Source organism: Streptomyces sp. a15 (assembly GCF_059026085.1).
In genome coordinates this window covers 115425-131629 of the sequence record NZ_JBWLKM010000007.1, presented here as the reverse complement: position 1 = coordinate 131629, position 16205 = coordinate 115425, and the positions used below count along the sequence as shown (strand labels likewise).

The window sequence follows — 16205 nt, the reverse complement described above, 5'->3', positions numbered from 1 at the left end:
CCCTCACTACGCGTCCGGCGGGCACCAGGTGTGCAGCAGCCGGAAGAACGCCTCCTCGTTGCCCGCCAGTCCCGCGCGGGCCAGGGCGTGCTCCGCCTCGGCGAGCACGGCGGGCGGAACCACGGGTGGTCGGCCGGCCTCCGGCGAGCCGGACGACACGTCGAAAGCCGCGCGCACGGTGTGCAGCAGCCGCAGATAGGCCTGTACGGCGGTGCGCTCGCGGTCGGTCAGTACGGCGGTGGGCATCGGTCGGCTCCCCCAGGTCGGCGTCGTCGGTCGTGCGCCCCCAGGCGGCGGCGCAGTTCCAGCTTGCCGCCCGCCACTGACAATCGGGCCGCGGTACGCGTCGGTTCGCCCGCTTAGCGGAGGCGAAACCTCACCGAAATCCCCTGGGGGAATGCGCCCCTACGCTGGAGGGAAGGGCTTTCGGCCGCCAGGCCGCGGCCATGGGAACGGGAGGCGAGCGCGTGGTCGACGCCCCGCGACATCGCCCCGCGCGCACCGTACGGCTGCGCTCGGTGAGCGACACAGAACTCGAGTTGCAGTACCGCGTCGTGCACGGCTACCGCCGTGCCTTCCGCATGGCCGGCCAAGGGCCGGTACTGGTGCTCATCCACGGCATAGGGGACTCCTCCGCGACCTGGGCCGAACTGATCCCGGACCTCGCCCGCACCCACACCGTGATCGCCCCCGACCTCCTCGGCCACGGCGACTCCGACAAGCCGCGCGCCGACTACTCGGTGGCCGCGTACGCCAACGGAGTGCGCGACCTGCTCACCACCCTCGGCATCGAGTCCGCGACCCTCCTGGGACACTCGCTGGGCGGGGGCGTGGCGATGCAGTTCGCCTACCAGTTCCCCGAGCGCACCGAACGGCTCGTCCTGGTCAGCGCGGGCGGCGTCGGCCGCGAGGTCAACCCCGTCCTGCGGCTGGTGTCCCTGCCCGGCGCCCACCTCATGCTCGCCGGCCTGCGCCTGCCCGGCATGCGCCTCCAAGTGGGACTCGCGGCACGCCTGATGAAGCTCCTGGACACCGACCTCGGCCAGGACGCCCCCGAGTTGCTCACCCTCGTCGACGCGCTGCCCGACGAGACCTCCCGCAACGCCTTCATCCGCACCCTGCGCGCGGTCGTCGACTGGCGCGGACAGGTCGTGACCATGCTCGACCGCTGCTACCTCACCGAGGGCATGCCGACCATGCTGCTGTGGGGCGACCGGGACAGCGTGGTGCCCGTACGGCACGCCTATGGGGCGCACGAGGCGATGCCGGGCAGCCGCCTGGAGATCTTCGAGCAGGCCGGCCACTTCCCGTTCCACACCGACCCGGCCCGCTTCGTCGCGCTCGTCGAGGAGTTCACCGCCGGCACGGAACCGGCCCACTGGAGCCGCGAACACTGGCGCGACCTGCTCTGCTCGGGCCGCCCCGGTACCTCTGCGGGCCGCCCGGACTCGGCCCGCAACCGCGCGGTGGAGCGCGATCTGCGCGAGGCGAGCGAACGCAGCGCTACGTGAGCGGTCTCGGGGCGTCAGCCCTGCGGTCCCAGGTACCCCAGCGACGCCTCGATGCGGCCGGCGAGATGATCGCGCTGCACCGGGCCCCGCAGTGACGAACCGGCGAGCCAGGTGCGGCACTTGCTGGCGAGGAGGAGGCCGAAGCGTTCGGCTTCCTTCTCGTCGGTCCGGTCGAAGCGGCTGCGGGCGGCGACCTTCAGTACCGTCGCCTGCAGGTCCGCGTCGTCGCACAGTAAGCGGGCCGCGACCGCCGCGCCCTCGACGTGGTGGCTGCAGTGCCCGGCCTTCATGTGCCACAGCTCGTGGCCGAGGATCACCAACTGGTGGTCGGGCGCGGTGCGTTCCTCGATCACCACGAGGTCCTGGTCGGCCATGTCGAGCCACAGCCCGCTGGCGGTGCCGGGCGGGAAGGCGGACGTACGGAAGTGGACCGGGCGGCCGCGCCGTCTGCTCATCGCGCCGCACAGGGCGCCGTACAGGTCCGCGGGCCGCGCGGGTGCCGCAAGGGTCAGTTCCGCGACCAGCTCGCCGCTCAGGCGGCGCATTTCCTTACCGATGCCCACAGTTCTCCCCCGGATCACGACTCGGGCCGCTTGACGCTTTCCAAGAGCATGTCCAGCCATTCCGCCACCTTGTCGCGGTGCTGGTCGGTGGGCAGCTGTGCGGCCCGCCAGGCGATCCCGCGGACGCCGTGGTCCTGCAACAGCCGCTCCAGCGGATCGTCGGCGACCGCGGCCGCCTCGCGTTCACGGTCGGCGAGTTTCTGCAGCAGCTCCTGCTCGGTCCGCTGCAGGGTGCCCGCCAGCGCCTCGGGGTCCTCGGCCGTGAGAAAGCCGGCGTGCACCCGGAAGAAGCGCTGGATGGCGTCGCAGTGCTCCATGGTGGGACGCCGGTCGCCGTTGATGAGCGCCCCCGCCTGCTGCCGGGACATGCCGGCGCCGTCGGCGATCTCCTGCTGGGTGTACTTGCGGCCGTTCGGCTTGAGCCGGGTGCGGCGCAGCAGGTCCAGGCGTTGCAGGAAACGGGCCTGGACATCGGGCTCGCCCGCGGGCCGGCCGCTCAGCAGGGCCTTGACCACGGGTTCGGTCACGCCGGAGGCGACCGACAGCCGGCCGGTGTCGAAGACCTCCGCGTGCGGCACTCCGAGCCGGTCCGCGAGCGCGGTGACACGGGCGACGACGGCCGGCAGCACCGTCGACGCCACGTCGCCCGGACCCTCGAAGCCTTCCGACACCGACAGATCTCCTACGTTTCTCACTGGCTTCTCACAAGCGGTTGCCGTGAACTTCCCGGAGAGTAGCGGGTTGTTCGAACTTACATCCAGGTCTCGCCACAACTGTGGCCAATTTCAGCCGTCAACAAGCATGGAATGCCACGATAGTTGACACGACTTGCGTCGGGGCACCAGGATCAACAAGGCCGCGAGAAGGCCGCATAGGCAAGAGGGGTGACCTCCCGATGGCATATCAGGCAGGTGGGCAGCGGTCGGTACCGCGGCCCGTCCCCGAGAGTCTTGAGGCCCAGGCGTATCTCCAGGACTACGCCACCCTCCTGGAGTCCGTTCCCTTTCCGTCCGTCGTTCTCGACCACCGCTGGGACGTCGTCCTGGCCAACACGGCTTTCGCGTCACTTTTCCGCGACGTGAGCCCGCACCCGACGGCGATGCCGGGTGAGAACTTCCTGAGGTTCGTGCTCTTCCACCCGGACGCGAGCACCGTCCTCGGCGAGCACGAGTCGCGCTGGTGCCTGCCGATGCTGGCGCACTTCGCCGCCGCCGTGGAGCGGCACGGCCACGACCACGGCCTCCAGTCGATCCGCCGGGACATCGCCCAGGACCCCATCATGGAGGCCGCCTACCGGCAGGGTCTCCCGCACTGGATCCGCGCGGTCGGCGAGCAGGCCGTCGAACACGACGGCGCGGTCCGCCCGCTGACGCACCCCGACCCGCGCTGGGGCGCCACCGAGTGCCGGGTCGTCGACGAGACGCCCAGGACCCTGGCCGACATGGGCTACGCCCGGCTGACGCTGGTCCTGCGCCCCGCCCGCCGCCCGGCGGCGCCGGCGCGCCGGACGGTGCGTCCGCGCCGTACGGCGGGCCACCTCAGCGTGGTGCCCGCCCCCGAGGTCTGACAGGCACCGTCGGCGTTCAGGTCGCCGACGGCGCCTCGTCAACAGCGGTCTTCCGCCCCGTCCTGCTGCGATCTCCTCCGTCGGGTCTTGTGTGGTGCGGTGCCGTTCCCAGACGCAGAAGCATGTGACATAGTACTGACGTGAGCGAGCGACTGACCTGCGATGTCGTGGTCGTCGGAGCCGGAATGGTCGGCGCCGCCTGTGCCCTGTACGCGGCCCGGGCCGGGCTGGACGTGACCGTCGTCGACCGCGGCCCGGTGGCCGGCGGTACGACCGGCGGGGGTGAGGGCAACCTGCTGGTCTCCGACAAGGAACCGGGGCCGGAGCTGGACCTCGCACTGCTGTCCGGGCGTCTGTGGGGCGAACTGGCCGAGGAATTCGGGACGTTCGTCGAGTACGAGGCCAAGGGCGGTGTCGTCGTGGCCTCTTCGCCCGGCTCACTCGCGGCACTGGAGCGCTTCGCCGCGGAACAGCGCGGCGCCGGAGTGGTCGCCGAACCGGTCGGGGGCGACGCGCTGTACGACCTCGAGCCCCACCTCGCCCCGGGGCTGCCGGGCGCCGTCCACTATCCCCAGGACTGCCAGGTGATGCCCGCTCTGGCCGCCGCCCACCTGCTCCGCGCGTCGGGCGCCCGCCTGCTCACCGGCCGGACCGTGACCGGCGTACCGCGCACCGCTGCCGGAGCCGTGCGCGGTGTCCGTACCGACCAGGGGGACATCCACGCGCCCGCCGTCATCAACGCGGCGGGCACCTGGGGCTCGGACCTGGCCGCCCTCGCCGGAGCGTTTCTCCCCGTCCTGCCGCGCCGCGGCTTCGTCCTCGTCACCGAACCGCTCCCGCGCATGGTCCGCCACAAGGTGTACGCCGCCGACTACGTGGCCGCCGTGGCCAGCGACTCGGCCGCGCTGCAGACCTCGCCGGTCGTCGAGGGCACGGCGGCCGGGCCGGTCCTGATCGGCGCGAGCCGGGAAAGGGTCGGCTTCGACCGGACGTTCTCGCTGCCCGTCGTACGCGCCCTGGCGGCGGGCGCGACCCGGCTGTTCCCCTTCCTCTCGGACGTCCGCGCCCTGCGCGCCTACCTCGGCTTCCGCCCCTACCTGCCCGACCACCTGCCCGCCATCGGCCCCGACCCCCGTGTCCCCGGCCTGTTCCACGCCTGCGGCCACGAGGGCGCGGGCATCGGCCTCGCCACCGGCACCGGGCACCTGATCGCGCAGGCGCTCACCGCGAAGACCCCCGACCTGGACCTGACGCCGTTCCGGCCCGACCGCTTCACCGAGGAGGCCGCGTGAGCTCCCCCCTGGACCTGGCCGGCGCCCGGCCCGGCCCCGCCTTCACGGTCACCCTGGACGGCCGCGAGATCGAGGCACTCCCCGGTCAGACGGTCGCCGCCGCGCTCTGGGCGGCCGGCGTCACCTCCTGGCGCACCACCCGCGGCGCGGGCCGCCCGCGGGGGATCTTCTGCGGGATCGGCGTCTGCTTCGACTGCCTGGTCACCGTCAACGACCGCCCGAACCAGCGGGCCTGCCTGGTGCCCCTGCGGCCGGGCGACGCCATCCGTACGCAGGAGGGGACGGGACACGATGACTGACCGGGAACGGGAAGCGGCCGTACCGCATCTCGCGGTGATCGGCGCGGGGCCGGCCGGTCTCGCCGCCACCGTCGCCGCGGCGGCGCACGGCGTACGCGTCACGCTCCTCGACTCGGCCGCCGAGGCGGGCGGCCAGTTCTACCGGCAGCCGGCGAGCGAACTGCGCGCCCGCCGCCCGCAGGCCCTGCACCACCGGTGGCGGGCCTGGGAGCGGCTGCGGGACGGCCTGCGCACCCACGTGGAGGCAGGTGCCGTAAGGCACTTGGCGGATCATCACGTCTGGTTCGTCGAGCGGCACGACGACGGATGGACGGTGCACGCCCTGCTCGGCCCCGAACAGGAGGAGCCCGTCGAGGTCCGCGCCGACGCCGTCCTCCTCGCCACCGGCGGCTACGAGAAGGTGCTGCCCTTCCCCGGCTGGACCCTCCCCGGTGTCGTCACCGCGGGCGGCGCCCAGGCCATGCTCAAGGGCACCCTCGCGGTGTCCGGTCGCACCGCCGTCGTCGCCGGAACCGGACCGCTGCTGCTGCCCGTCGCGACCGGCCTCGCCGCGGCCGGGGTGGAGGTGGCCGCGCTCGTAGAGTCCGCCGGCCCCAGAGCGTTCGTACGGCAGACCTCCGCGCTGGCCGCCCAGCCGGGCAAGGTCGCCGAAGGTGCCCGGTATGCGGCCCGGTTGCTGCGTCACCGCGTGCGGCTCCTCGCGGGGCACGCCGTCGTCGAGGCGCACGGCAGCGAGCGGCTGGAGGCGGTCACCGTTGCCGCGCTCGACGCCCTCGGGCGGGTGCGGCCCGGCACCGCGCGGCGCATCCCTTGCGACACCCTCGCCGTCGGCCACGGCATGCTGCCGCACACCGACCTCGCCGACACACTGGGCTGCCGCATCGACGGGACGGACGTCCACGTCGACGACGAACAGCGCACGAGCGTCCCCGGCGTCTGGGCGGCGGGTGAGACCACCGGCATCGGCGGCGCCGCCCTCTCCCTCGCCGAGGGGCACATCGCCGGACGCTCCGCCGCGGCCCGTCTGCGCGGCACCGAACCCGACCCGCGCGCGTGGGCGGCGGCCGCAAGGGCCCGTACCCGACTGCGGGCCTTCTTCGCCGCGCTGGACAGCGTGTACGCGCCGCCCGCGCACTGGACCGAGCAGGTCACCGACGACACCGTCGTCTGCCGCTGCGAGGAGGTCACCGGCGGCGCGATCCGCGCGGCCGTGACGGAACTCGGCGCCGGCGACCTGCGCACCGTGAAGCTGCTGACACGGGCCGGGATGGGCTGGTGCCAGGGACGGGTGTGCGGGCCCGCGGTCGCGGGACTCGCCGGCTGCGAGCCGACGCCGTCCCGGCGGCCGTTCGCGCGCCCCATGCCGCTGGGGGTGCTGGCCCGCGCCGGGGAGTCCGAGGACCAGTAAAATGTCACACCCTATGAGGATGGGATCCCGCATGACCACCACCGAGCCCCGCCCCTGGCGCGGCGTCCTCGTCGCCACCGCCCTTCCGCTGAACGACGACCTCTCCGTCGACTACGCCAGGTTCGCCGAACACTGCACCTGGCTGGTCGACAACGGCTGCGACGGCGTCGTACCGAACGGCTCGCTCGGCGAGTACCAGGTGCTCACCCCCGAGGAGCGCGCCAAGGTCGTCGAGACGGCCGTCGCCGCGATCGGCGGCGAGCGCGTGATGCCGGGCGTCGCCGCCTACGGCTCGGCCGAGGCCCGCCGCTGGGCCGAGCAGGCCCGGGACGCGGGCTGCGCCTCCGTGATGCTGCTGCCGCCCAACGCCCACCGCGCCGACGAACGCTCCGTCCTCGCCCACTACGCCGAGGTCGCCGAGGCGGGCGTCCCGATCGTGGCGTACAACAACCCCATCGACACCAAGGTCGACCTGGTGCCCGAACTGCTCGCCAGGCTGCACGGCGAGGGGTACATCCACGCCGTCAAGGAGTTCTCCGGCGACGTCCGCCGCGCCTACCAGCTCGCCGAACTGGCCCCGGGACTGGACCTGTTGATCGGTGCCGACGACGTGCTGCTGGAACTCGCGATCGCGGGCGCCAAGGGCTGGGTGGCGGGTTACCCGAACGCGCTGCCCGCGGCGAGCGTCGCGCTGTACCGCGCGGCCGTCGGCGGCGACCTGGGCACGGCCCGGAAGCTGTACGAGCAGCTGCACCCGCTGCTGCGCTGGGACTCCAAGGTCGAGTTCGTGCAGGCCATCAAGCTGTCCATGGACATCGTCGGCCGCCACGGCGGCCCGGTGCGGCCGCCGCGCGTCCCGCTGCTGCCCGGGCAGGAGGCGGCCGTCCGCGCCGCCACCGAGAAGGCGGTCGCGGCCGGACTCGCGTAGGCAGGCCCCGTCGGCATCCCACGTCCACCAGGAGCGTCATGCGCAGCAAACTCGTCCTGCACGCCGTCGACTCGCACACCGAGGGCATGCCCACCCGTGTGATCACCGGCGGCATCGGCACGATCCCCGGCGCGACCATGAACGAGCGGCGCCTGTACTTCCGTGAGCACCGCGACGACATCAAGCAGCTTCTGATGAACGAGCCGCGCGGACACTCGGCGATGAGCGGCGCCATCCTCCAGCCGCCCAGCCGCCCCGACTGCGACTGGGGCGTCGTCTACATCGAGGTCTCCGGCTATCTGCCCATGTGCGGGCACGGCACGATCGGGGTGGCGACCGTGCTCGTCGAGACCGGGATGGTCGAGGTCGTCGAGCCGGTCACCACGATCCGGCTCGACACCCCGGCCGGGGTGGTCGTCGCCGAGGTGGCGGTTCAGGACGGCGCCGCGACGGCGGTCACCCTGAACAACGTCCCTTCCTTCTCCGTCGCCCTCGACCGCAAGATCGCCCTCGCCGACGGACGCACCGTGACATACGACATGGCATACGGCGGCAACTTCTACGCGATCCTGCCGCTGGAGCAGTTCGGGCTGCCCTTCGACCGCGCCCGCAAGGACGACATCCTCCAGGCCGGCCTGTCCCTCATGGAGGCGATCAGCGCCGAGGAGGAACCCGTACACCCCGAGGACCCGTCCATCCGGGGCTGTCACCACGTCCACCTGGTCGCGCCCGGCGCCACCGCCCGCCACTCACGGCACGCGATGGCGATCCACCCCGGCTGGTTCGACCGCTCGCCCTGCGGGACCGGCACCAGCGCCCGCATGGCCCAGCTCCACGCACGGGGCGACCTGCCCCTGAACACCGAGTTCGTCAACGAGTCCTTCATCGGCACGCACTTCACCGGCCGGCTCCTCGGCACCACCGAGGTCGCCGGAATCCCGGCCGTCCTGCCCAGTTTCACCGGCCGCGCCTGGATCACGGGCACCGCCCAGTACCTGCTCGACCCGACCGACCCGTTCCCGGCCGGATTCGTCCTCTAGACGCTCCGGCAGACGCTCCGGCAGACGCTCCGGACGTCGAGGACAATGACGGCTGTCGCGTGACATTGCACAGCTAGGAGACACCCCATGGCCGCCCAGCGCACCAGCGCCCCGTCCGCCGCCGCGCCCGCCCTGCCCACGCTGGGGGGCAAGAAGAGCAGCTACCGCGAGCGAGTGGCGGACGCGCTGCGGGCCGCGCTGATCGCCGGTGAGCTGCGCCCCGGCGACGTGTACTCGGCGCCCACGCTCGCCGCCCGCTTCGGCGTCTCCGCGACGCCGGTCCGCGAGGCGATGCTGGACCTGGCCAAGGAGGGCCTCGTCGACACCGTCCCCAACAAGGGCTTCCGGGTCACCGCCGTCTCCGAGAAACAGCTCGACGAGTACACCCACATCCGCGCCCTCGTCGAGATCCCCACGGTGGTGGAGCTGGCCCAGGCCGCCGACCCGGTCTCGCTGGAGGCGCTGCGGCCGGCCGCCCGGGAGATCGTCCAGGCCGCGGTGGCCGGTGACCTGATCGCGTACGTCGAGGCCGACACCCGCTTCCACCTCGGCCTGCTCGCCCTCGCGGGCAACGCGCACCTCGTCGAGGTGGTCGGCGACCTGCGCAAGCGTTCCCGCCTCTACGGCCTGACCGCGCTGCTGGAAGGGGGCCGTCTGCTGGCCTCCGCCGAGGAGCACCTCGAACTCCTCGACGCGCTGCTGGCCCGTGACGAGGACGCGGTACGCGAGGTCATGACCCGGCACATCGGCCACGTCCGCGGCCTGTGGGCGGCCCGCGGCTGAGATGAACGCGGCACGACCGTGCCCGGCCCGCCGCCCAGGTCAGCGAGGCGGAGGCGTATCCGTCTTGACGGCACCCGCTCCGCGCTTGGCCGCCTGGATCTGCTCGTACACATGGGTCCGCAGCTCGGCGAAGCGCGGGGCCACGCGCGTGTGCAACTGGTCCCGTTCCTCCGGCAGATCGACCTTGAGCTGTTCCCGCACCACGGTGGGGGAGGAGGACAGGACGATCACCCGCTGGCCCAGGTAGACGGCCTCGTCGATGTCGTGGGTGACGAACAGGATCGTGATCCCGCGCTCCCGCCACAGCCCCCGTACGAGGTCCTCCAGGTCGGCGCGGGTCTGCGCGTCGACCGCTGCGAACGGCTCGTCCATCAGCAGGACCTGGGGCTCGTACGCCAGCGCGCGGGCGATGGCGACGCGCTGCTGCATACCGCCGGACAGCTGCCAGGGGTAGGCGTCGGCGGCGTCCGTGAGTCCGACCGACTCCAGCGCGTCCGCGACCAGCTCCCGGCGCCGCGACTTGCTCAAGTCCTTCTGCTTCAGGGGGAGTTCGACGTTCTGGGCGACCCGCATCCAGGGGAACAGGCTGCGTCCGTACTCCTGGAAGACGAACGCCATCCCGGGCGGCGGGCCGTTCACCTTCCGGCCCTCAAGGAGCACTTCGCCGTCGGTGGGCGTCAGCAGTCCGCCCATGCACTTCAGCAGGGTCGTCTTGCCGCAGCCCGACGGGCCGACGAGGCAGACGAGTTCGCCCGCATCGACGGTGAAGGTGAGGTCGCGCACGGCCTCGACGCGTCGGCCGGACCCCTCGTAGACCTTCTGCAGGCCGGATACGGCGAGTGCGTGCATGGACCGCCCTTTCACGGGACTCACGGGGACCGCCGGGCCGAGGCGCGCAGGCCGTGGTACCAGGCCAGCGCCCGCCGCTCGACCAGCTGGAAGACGACGGAGAGCAGGAACCCGAGCAGACCGAGGACGAGGATCCCGGTCCACATGTCGGGGATCGCGAAACTGCGCTGGAACTGGACGACGGTGAAACCGAGGCCGTTGCTGGCCGCGAACATCTCGCTGATGACCATCAGGATGATGCCGATGGACAGGGCCTGGCGCAGGCCCGCGAAGATCTGCGGGCTCGCGGAGGGCAGCACCAGGTGGGTGAGACGCGCGGGCCCCTTGATGCCGTACGAGCGTGCCGTTTCGGCCATCACCGGGTCGACCGCCCGGACGCCCTCGACGGTGTTGAGCAGGATCGGCCAGACGCAGCCGCTCGCGATGACGGTGACCTTCATCGTGTCGTCGATGCCCGCGAACAGAATGATGACCGGCACGAGCACCGGTGGCGGCACGGCCCGCAGGAACTCCAGGACCGGTTCGCACACCGCGCGCACGCGCCGGTAGGAGCCGATGACCGTGCCGGCCGCCACGCCCACCACGGCCGCGAGGGCGTAACCGCCCGTCAGCCGCAGCACGCTGGGCAGGACGTCGTTCTCGAGACGCTCGCCGGTCCACACGTCCGGGAAGGTCTGCATGATCGTGCGCAGGGGCGGCCAGAACACGTCCGTACTGTCGTCGGACGCGAGCCACCAGGCCGCGACGAGCAGTGCGGGCAGGGCGAGCACGAAGAACAGCCGCAGCAGGACGCGCCTCATACCGCCACCTCCCCGCGCACCGACTGGTGCCAGGCCAGGGCCCGTCGCTCCACGGTACGCGCGCCTACGTTGATGAGCAGCCCCAGCAGACCGGTGACCACGATCAGCGCGTACATCTCGGGCACCGCCTGCGAGTTCTGCGCGACCCCGATGCGGGCGCCCAACCCCGGTGCGCCGATGACGAGTTCGGCGGTGATGGTGAGGATCAGGGCGACGGCCGCGGCCAGCCGCAGACCCGTCATGACGTACGGCAGCGCGGTCGGCCACAGCACGTGCCGGACGCGCGCCCAGGTGCCGAGGCCGTACGAGCGGGCCGTCTCCTCGGCGACCGGGTCGACGTCCTGGACGCCGTACAGGGTCTGGATGAGGATCTGCCAGAAGGAGGCGTACACGACCAGCAGGAGCACCGAGCGCAGTTCGGAGCCGTACAGCAGCACCGCCAGGGGGATCAGCGCGACCGAGGGGATGGGGCGCAGGAACTCGATCGTCGAGGCCGTCGCCTCGCGCAGATACGGGACCACGGAGATCACCACCCCGGCGACGACGCCCGCGCAGGCCGCGATCGCCAGGCCCAGCGCCCAGCCGGTGAGGGTGTCGCCGAGCGCCGACCAGAAGGCGCTGTCGGCGAGTTCGTCCGCGAGGGCGTCGGCGATGCGGCTGGTCGGCGGGAAGTACTCCTCCTTGACGAGGCCGAGCCGCGGCACCGCCTCGCCGAGGGTGAGGAAGGCCGCGAGCCCGGCGGCACCAAGGGCCGCGTTCTCCCCCTTCACGGCAGGAGCGCGTCCACGTCGGGGGTCTCCTTGAACAGACCGTCCTGCTCGCCCAGCTTCGCCAGCGCCTCGATGGAGGCCCGGTTCGGCTCGGCCGGCCACTTCGGCAGGGTCACCTGGGCCAGGACCGACGCCGGGATCTTCGTGTACGTCGTGATGATCTCGCGGGCCTCGTCCGGGTGGGCCTCGGCGTACGCGAGGGACTCGGCGGTGGCGTCCTTGAACTTCTTCACCACGTCGGGGTTCTGCTGCAGGTACTGCGCCGACGTGAAGTACAGCGCGACGGTGGTGTCCTTCGCCACGTCCACGATCGGCGTGGCGATCACGGTGCCGCCCTGGCTCTTGACGGTGGCCTGCGCGGGCTCCACCACACTCGCGGCGTCGATCCGGCCGCCGTCGAGGGCCGCGGGCATCTGGTCGAAGGCCAGCTCGACGAAGTTCACCTTGTCGGGGTCGCCGCCCGCCCTGCGCACCGACTCGCGCACCGCGGTCTCGTTGATGTTCTTCAGAGAGTTGATGGCGACCTTCTTGCCCTCGAGCTCCTTGGGCGACTTGATCGGGCTGCCCTTCTTCACCATGAGGGCGCTGAAGTCCTTGCCCTCCACGCCGGTCGACGCGATGCCGTTGGCAACAGCCTTGACGGGCACGCCCGTCGACTGGGCGACCAGCAGCGAGGTCACGTTGGAGAACCCGAACTGGAACTGCCCGCTGGTGACTCCGGGCACGATCGCCGCACCGCCCTGCGCGATGGAGATCGACAGTTTCAGGCCGTGCTTGCTGTAGAAGCCCTTTTTCTGGCCCAGATAGATCGGTGCGACGTCGACGATGGGGATGAGCCCCAGCTTGACGGTGGTGGTACCGCCGGACGACGCGCCCGCGTCCGACGAACCGCCGTCGGACGAGCCGCAGGCCGTCCCGGCGAGCAGGAAGGTGCCGGCGGTGAGACCGGCGAACAGACGACGCATGGCTCCTCCTGTGCAGACATCGGTGCGGCGGTGTTCCGACAGGTTGTGCGCAGACCGCACACTAGTGCGCAAGCATGCTCAGCGGGAAGGTAGAACTCGCAACGGTTCAGGGTCAATTGGGGGTTGGCCGACGACATGGTTGACAGTGCTGGAGGCCCCCATGCCCGAGCCGGTCCGCGCAGCGCACTTCGTGAGGTCCTTCGAACGCGGGCTCGCCGTCATCCGCGCCTTCGACGCCGAGCATCCGGTGTGCACGCTCAGCGAGGTCGCCCGCACCTGTGACCTGACCCGCGCGGCGGCCCGCCGGCTGCTGCTGACCCTCGTCGACCTCGGCTACGTCCACCAGGACGGCCGTACCTTCCGGCTCACCCCGCGCGTGCTGGAGCTCGGCTACTCCTACCTGTCGAGCGCCTCGCTGCCCGAGATCGCCGAACCGCATCTGGAGCAACTGGTCGAGTGCACCAGGGAGTCGTCGTCCCTGTGCGTGCTGGACGGTGACGACGTCGTGTACGTGGCCCGGGTGCCCGCGCGCCGCATCATGGCCGCGGCGATCACCGTCGGCACCCGCTTCCCCGCCCATGTCACCTCGGTGGGCCGGGTGATCCTCGCCCATCTGCCGGACGAGGACCTCACGGCGCGGCTTGCCCGCACCGACCTGCGTCCGCTGACCGCCCGCACCATCGTGTCGGTCCAGGCGCTGCGGACGGAGCTCGCCCGGGTACGCCGGCAGGGATACGCCCTCGTCGACCAGGAGTTGGAGGAGGGGCTGCGCTCGATCGCCGCCCCGGTGCGGGACCGGGGCGGCGCGGTGGTGGCGGCGGTGAACATCCCGGTGCACGCCAGCCGCAACTCCCTGGCGTCGGTACGCCGGGACCTGCTGCCGCACCTGCTGGCGGCGGTCGCCGGGATCGAGACCGACCTCGCCCTGGCTACAGGTCGAGGACGAGCCGCTTCCCGCGGCACCGGGACACACAGATGAGCATGGTCTCCCCGGCCTCCCGCTCCTCGTCCGTGAGGACCGAGTCCCGGTGGTCCGGGGTGCCTTCGAGGACGTCGGTCTCGCAGGTCCCGCAGGTGCCCTCGGTGCAGGAGAACAGCACCTCGACGCCCGCGGAGCGCACCGCGTCGAGCACGGAGACGTCGCTGGGGACGGTGAGCGTGCGGCCGCTCTGCGCCAGCTCGACCTCGAACTCGGTGTTCTCGCCGCTCCCTTGCTCCTTCGGCTGGAACCGCTCGACGTGCAGCACCCCGGCCGGGCACCGCGCCTCCACCGCGTCGAGGAGCGGCCCGGGACCGCAGCAGTAGACGAGCGTGCCCTCGGGGACGTCGTCGAGCACCGCGCCCAGGTCCAGCAGGCCGGCCTCGTCCTGGGGGGCGATCGTGACCCGGTCGCCGTACCGGTCCAGCTCCCCGGTGAACGCCATGGAGGCGCGGCTGCGGCCGCCGTACAGCAGCGTCCACTCGGCGCCCGCCGCCTCGGCCGCCGCCAGCATCGGCAGGATCGGCGTGATGCCGATGCCGCCCGCGACGAAGCGGTAGCGGGGTGCGGGCTTCAGCGCGAAGTGGTTGCGCGGACCGCGCACCCGCACCTTGTCGCCCTGCCCCAACTGCCCGTGCACATGGGCTGATCCACCACGCCCGTCCGGCTCGCGCAGGACGGCGATCCGCCAGGTGTCCCGGTCGCCCGGGTCGCCGCACAGCGAGTACTGCCGCTCCAGCTCCGGTCCGAGCACGACGTCGATGTGGGCGCCGGGCTCCCAGTCCGGAAGCCGTTCGCCCAGCGGGTGCCGCAGGGTCAGGGCGAGTACGCCGTCGGCCGCGAACTCCCGCCGGTCGACGACGAGTTCGGCTTCGTACAGGCTCATGAGCTGGTTCCTCGCGGCTCGTGTCCTTGCGGCTCGTGTCCTTGCGGGTGGGCGAGCATCCACTCCCACATCTCGATCGGGTCCTGCGAGGTGTGCTCGCGGCCGCAGTGACAGGTGCCGTGCAGGAGGTCCGTGCCCGGCAGCCAGTCGATGCGGTAGACCTCGCCCGTCGGGCTGGTCACTGGACCTTCTCCATGGGCTTGGCGCCCTCCTCGACCAGGCGGGCGAGGATACGGCGGGCGGCCAGGCCGCCGGTGTCGATGTTGATGCTCAGCTCCTGGTAGCCGGTGCGCTCGCTGCCGAGCGTCTCCTGGAGCAGGTTGAGCGCGTCGACGTCCTGCATGACGACGGTGTGGTTGTTGCCTCGCAGGAACTCCGTGACCTCGGGGTCCTCGGTCGCCCAGTCGCGCGAGACCATCCAGAAGTCGTACACCTTGCCGTCGGCGGACGGCGTGATGGCGTACGTGATCTCGGTGTGGAAGCCGTTCGGGTCGCTGCCGTCCGCCTCGGGCACCACACCGACCGGCGCGATCCGGCTGTGCAGCAGGTAGAGGCAGGGCGCGTGGTACTCGATGTCCTGCCAGCGCGTGATCCGGCCCTGGATGCCGGTGGACTTGGCGTAGAACGGCGGGCATTCGGCGTCGTCCATGTGCCGGCTCACCCGTACGATCCCGGCGCCCTCGTCGACCTCGGTGGTGATCGGCGTCTCGGCGACCTCGGGGGTGCCGATGTAGCCGCCGTGCAGATACGTCTCGTGGGACAGGTCGAGGAGGTTGTCGACCAGCAGGCCGTAGTCGGCGTCGATCGGTTCCATGCCGCGCACGGTGACCCAGCCGGGGGAGTCCAGGTGGCGGGCGCGCGGGATGGTCTGCGGGTCGGCGAGCGCCGGGTCGCCGATCCACACCCAGATCAGCGAGTCCTGCTCGACGACCGGGTAGGAGGCGACGCGGGCGGTGCGCGGGATGCGCTTCTGGCCCGGCACGTACACGCAGGCGCCGGTCTGGTCGTAGGTGAAGCCGTGGTAGCCGCAGACGATGCGGTCGCCGTCGAGCCCGCTCTTCGAGAGCGGGTAGCGCCGGTGCACGCAGCGGTCGTGCAGCGCGACGGGAGTGCCTTCTTCCTCGGTGCGGTAGAAGACGAGCGGCTCACCGAGGATCGTGCGGCCGAGCAACTCCTCGCGCCCCACCTCGTGGCTGTAGGCGGCGACGTACCACTGGTTCCTGGCGAAGGCGGTCATGTGGGGCATGGCGTTCGGCTCCCGTCGTTGGTCGTAGCGACATCGTCGGTACGGGCTCCACAAGGCCGCAATACGGCTTCCGTGTCACGGAAGGCCAACTGGAAAGTGCCTGTTGAGAGGCGTGATGCGAGGCGTGGTACCGCTGCCCGCTTGCCATGAGAATGGCAGCTGCGCCCTGCGGTTGAGCTGCCGATCAGCCCGGCATATGGCTGTGATCAGAAGGCATGACGGCGGGATCGTGTGAGCGGCCGCTGAACTTGTGGCCCCTGAGCGGCGGTCGTCGGCAGATTCTTCGGCTGCTGGTGGTACACGCGCCGCACCGCTGGTG

General features: G+C 71.8%; 19 protein-coding genes. 9 read left to right on the top strand and 10 right to left on the bottom strand.

Going from position 1 to position 16205, the window contains the following annotated elements; genetic code table 11:
• Positions 1-6 precede the first annotated feature (6 nt).
• Complete coding sequence (locus AC5P09_RS10735; protein ID WP_493873628.1) at positions 7-246, bottom strand: hypothetical protein; 240 nt, start codon at positions 244-246, stop codon at positions 7-9.
• A 200-nt stretch (positions 247-446) separates the two neighbouring features.
• Here AC5P09_RS10735 and AC5P09_RS10730 point away from each other — a divergent pair, with 200 nt between their 5' ends.
• Positions 447-1511, top strand: coding sequence for an alpha/beta fold hydrolase (locus tag AC5P09_RS10730; protein ID WP_493873627.1), 1065 nt, complete (start codon positions 447-449; stop codon positions 1509-1511).
• 14 nt (positions 1512-1525) lie between these two features.
• Here the strand turns inward: AC5P09_RS10730 and AC5P09_RS10725 are convergent, their stop codons facing one another.
• Together AC5P09_RS10725 and AC5P09_RS10720 are read right to left on the bottom strand one after the other, a co-directional pair.
• The gene (locus AC5P09_RS10725) at positions 1526-2056 is read right to left on the bottom strand and encodes a M48 family metalloprotease (RefSeq protein ID WP_493873626.1); all 531 of its coding nucleotides are present in this window, start codon (positions 2054-2056) and stop codon (positions 1526-1528) included.
• A 32-nt stretch (positions 2057-2088) separates the two neighbouring features.
• The gene (locus AC5P09_RS10720) at positions 2089-2745 is read right to left on the bottom strand and encodes a helix-turn-helix domain-containing protein (RefSeq protein ID WP_266450256.1); all 657 of its coding nucleotides are present in this window, start codon (positions 2743-2745) and stop codon (positions 2089-2091) included.
• Between the two features lie 224 nt (positions 2746-2969).
• Here AC5P09_RS10720 and AC5P09_RS10715 point away from each other — a divergent pair, with 224 nt between their 5' ends.
• The 7 genes from AC5P09_RS10715 (at position 2970) to AC5P09_RS10685 (ending at position 9391) form a co-directional block, all read left to right on the top strand.
• The gene (locus AC5P09_RS10715; protein ID WP_493873625.1) at positions 2970-3641 is read left to right on the top strand and encodes an MmyB family transcriptional regulator; all 672 of its coding nucleotides are present in this window, start codon (positions 2970-2972) and stop codon (positions 3639-3641) included.
• A gap of 140 nt (positions 3642-3781) precedes the next feature.
• A complete protein-coding gene (locus AC5P09_RS10710; RefSeq protein WP_493873624.1) occupies positions 3782-4933 on the top strand; it encodes an NAD(P)/FAD-dependent oxidoreductase in 1152 nt (383 codons plus the stop codon).
• A complete protein-coding gene (locus AC5P09_RS10705; protein ID WP_493873623.1) occupies positions 4930-5232 on the top strand; it encodes a (2Fe-2S)-binding protein in 303 nt (100 codons plus the stop codon). Before AC5P09_RS10710 ends, AC5P09_RS10705 begins: the two co-directional genes overlap by 4 nt.
• Positions 5225-6640 carry an FAD-dependent oxidoreductase gene (locus tag AC5P09_RS10700; RefSeq protein WP_493873622.1) on the top strand — a complete coding sequence of 472 codons (1416 nt, stop codon included), beginning with the start codon at positions 5225-5227 and terminating at the stop codon, positions 6638-6640. The genes AC5P09_RS10705 and AC5P09_RS10700 overlap by 8 nt, the downstream gene beginning before the upstream one ends.
• Before the next feature lie 31 nt (positions 6641-6671).
• Complete coding sequence (locus tag AC5P09_RS10695; protein ID WP_493873621.1) at positions 6672-7568, top strand: dihydrodipicolinate synthase family protein; 897 nt, start codon at positions 6672-6674, stop codon at positions 7566-7568.
• Between the two features lie 38 nt (positions 7569-7606).
• Positions 7607-8608 carry a proline racemase family protein gene (locus tag AC5P09_RS10690; RefSeq protein WP_493873620.1) on the top strand — a complete coding sequence of 334 codons (1002 nt, stop codon included), beginning with the start codon at positions 7607-7609 and terminating at the stop codon, positions 8606-8608.
• Positions 8609-8695: 87 nt separating this feature from the next.
• Positions 8696-9391 (top strand): GntR family transcriptional regulator, encoded by a 696-nt coding sequence (locus AC5P09_RS10685; protein WP_266450269.1) that lies wholly within the window; start codon positions 8696-8698, stop codon positions 9389-9391.
• A gap of 39 nt (positions 9392-9430) precedes the next feature.
• Here AC5P09_RS10685 and AC5P09_RS10680 read toward each other — a convergent pair whose 3' ends face one another.
• From AC5P09_RS10680 to AC5P09_RS10665, 4 genes are read right to left on the bottom strand one after another with little or no spacing between them, the layout of a single operon-like run.
• Complete coding sequence (locus tag AC5P09_RS10680; protein ID WP_493873619.1) at positions 9431-10240, bottom strand: ABC transporter ATP-binding protein; 810 nt, start codon at positions 10238-10240, stop codon at positions 9431-9433.
• A 20-nt stretch (positions 10241-10260) separates the two neighbouring features.
• Complete coding sequence (locus AC5P09_RS10675; RefSeq protein WP_493873618.1) at positions 10261-11040, bottom strand: ABC transporter permease; 780 nt, start codon at positions 11038-11040, stop codon at positions 10261-10263.
• A complete protein-coding gene (locus tag AC5P09_RS10670) occupies positions 11037-11810 on the bottom strand; it encodes an ABC transporter permease (protein WP_493873617.1) in 774 nt (257 codons plus the stop codon). Before AC5P09_RS10670 ends, AC5P09_RS10675 begins: the two co-directional genes overlap by 4 nt.
• Positions 11807-12775, bottom strand: coding sequence for an ABC transporter substrate-binding protein (locus AC5P09_RS10665; RefSeq protein WP_493873616.1), 969 nt, complete (start codon positions 12773-12775; stop codon positions 11807-11809). Before AC5P09_RS10665 ends, AC5P09_RS10670 begins: the two co-directional genes overlap by 4 nt.
• 160 nt (positions 12776-12935) lie before the next feature.
• Here AC5P09_RS10665 and AC5P09_RS10660 point away from each other — a divergent pair, with 160 nt between their 5' ends.
• Complete coding sequence (locus tag AC5P09_RS10660) at positions 12936-13754, top strand: IclR family transcriptional regulator domain-containing protein (protein ID WP_493873615.1); 819 nt, start codon at positions 12936-12938, stop codon at positions 13752-13754.
• Here AC5P09_RS10660 and AC5P09_RS10655 read toward each other — a convergent pair.
• Genes AC5P09_RS10655 through AC5P09_RS10645 form a run of 3 tightly spaced genes read right to left on the bottom strand, consistent with a single transcriptional unit; the run spans position 13705 to position 15886 of the window.
• Complete coding sequence (locus tag AC5P09_RS10655) at positions 13705-14640, bottom strand: PDR/VanB family oxidoreductase (protein ID WP_493873614.1); 936 nt, start codon at positions 14638-14640, stop codon at positions 13705-13707. The genes AC5P09_RS10660 and AC5P09_RS10655 overlap by 50 nt on opposite strands.
• Complete coding sequence (locus AC5P09_RS10650) at positions 14637-14822, bottom strand: hypothetical protein (RefSeq protein WP_266450284.1); 186 nt, start codon at positions 14820-14822, stop codon at positions 14637-14639. Before AC5P09_RS10650 ends, AC5P09_RS10655 begins: the two co-directional genes overlap by 4 nt.
• On the bottom strand, positions 14819-15886 hold the full coding sequence (locus AC5P09_RS10645; RefSeq protein ID WP_307678454.1) for an aromatic ring-hydroxylating dioxygenase subunit alpha: 1068 nt from the start codon (positions 15884-15886) through the stop codon (positions 14819-14821). Before AC5P09_RS10645 ends, AC5P09_RS10650 begins: the two co-directional genes overlap by 4 nt.
• Positions 15887-16205 lie beyond the last annotated feature (319 nt).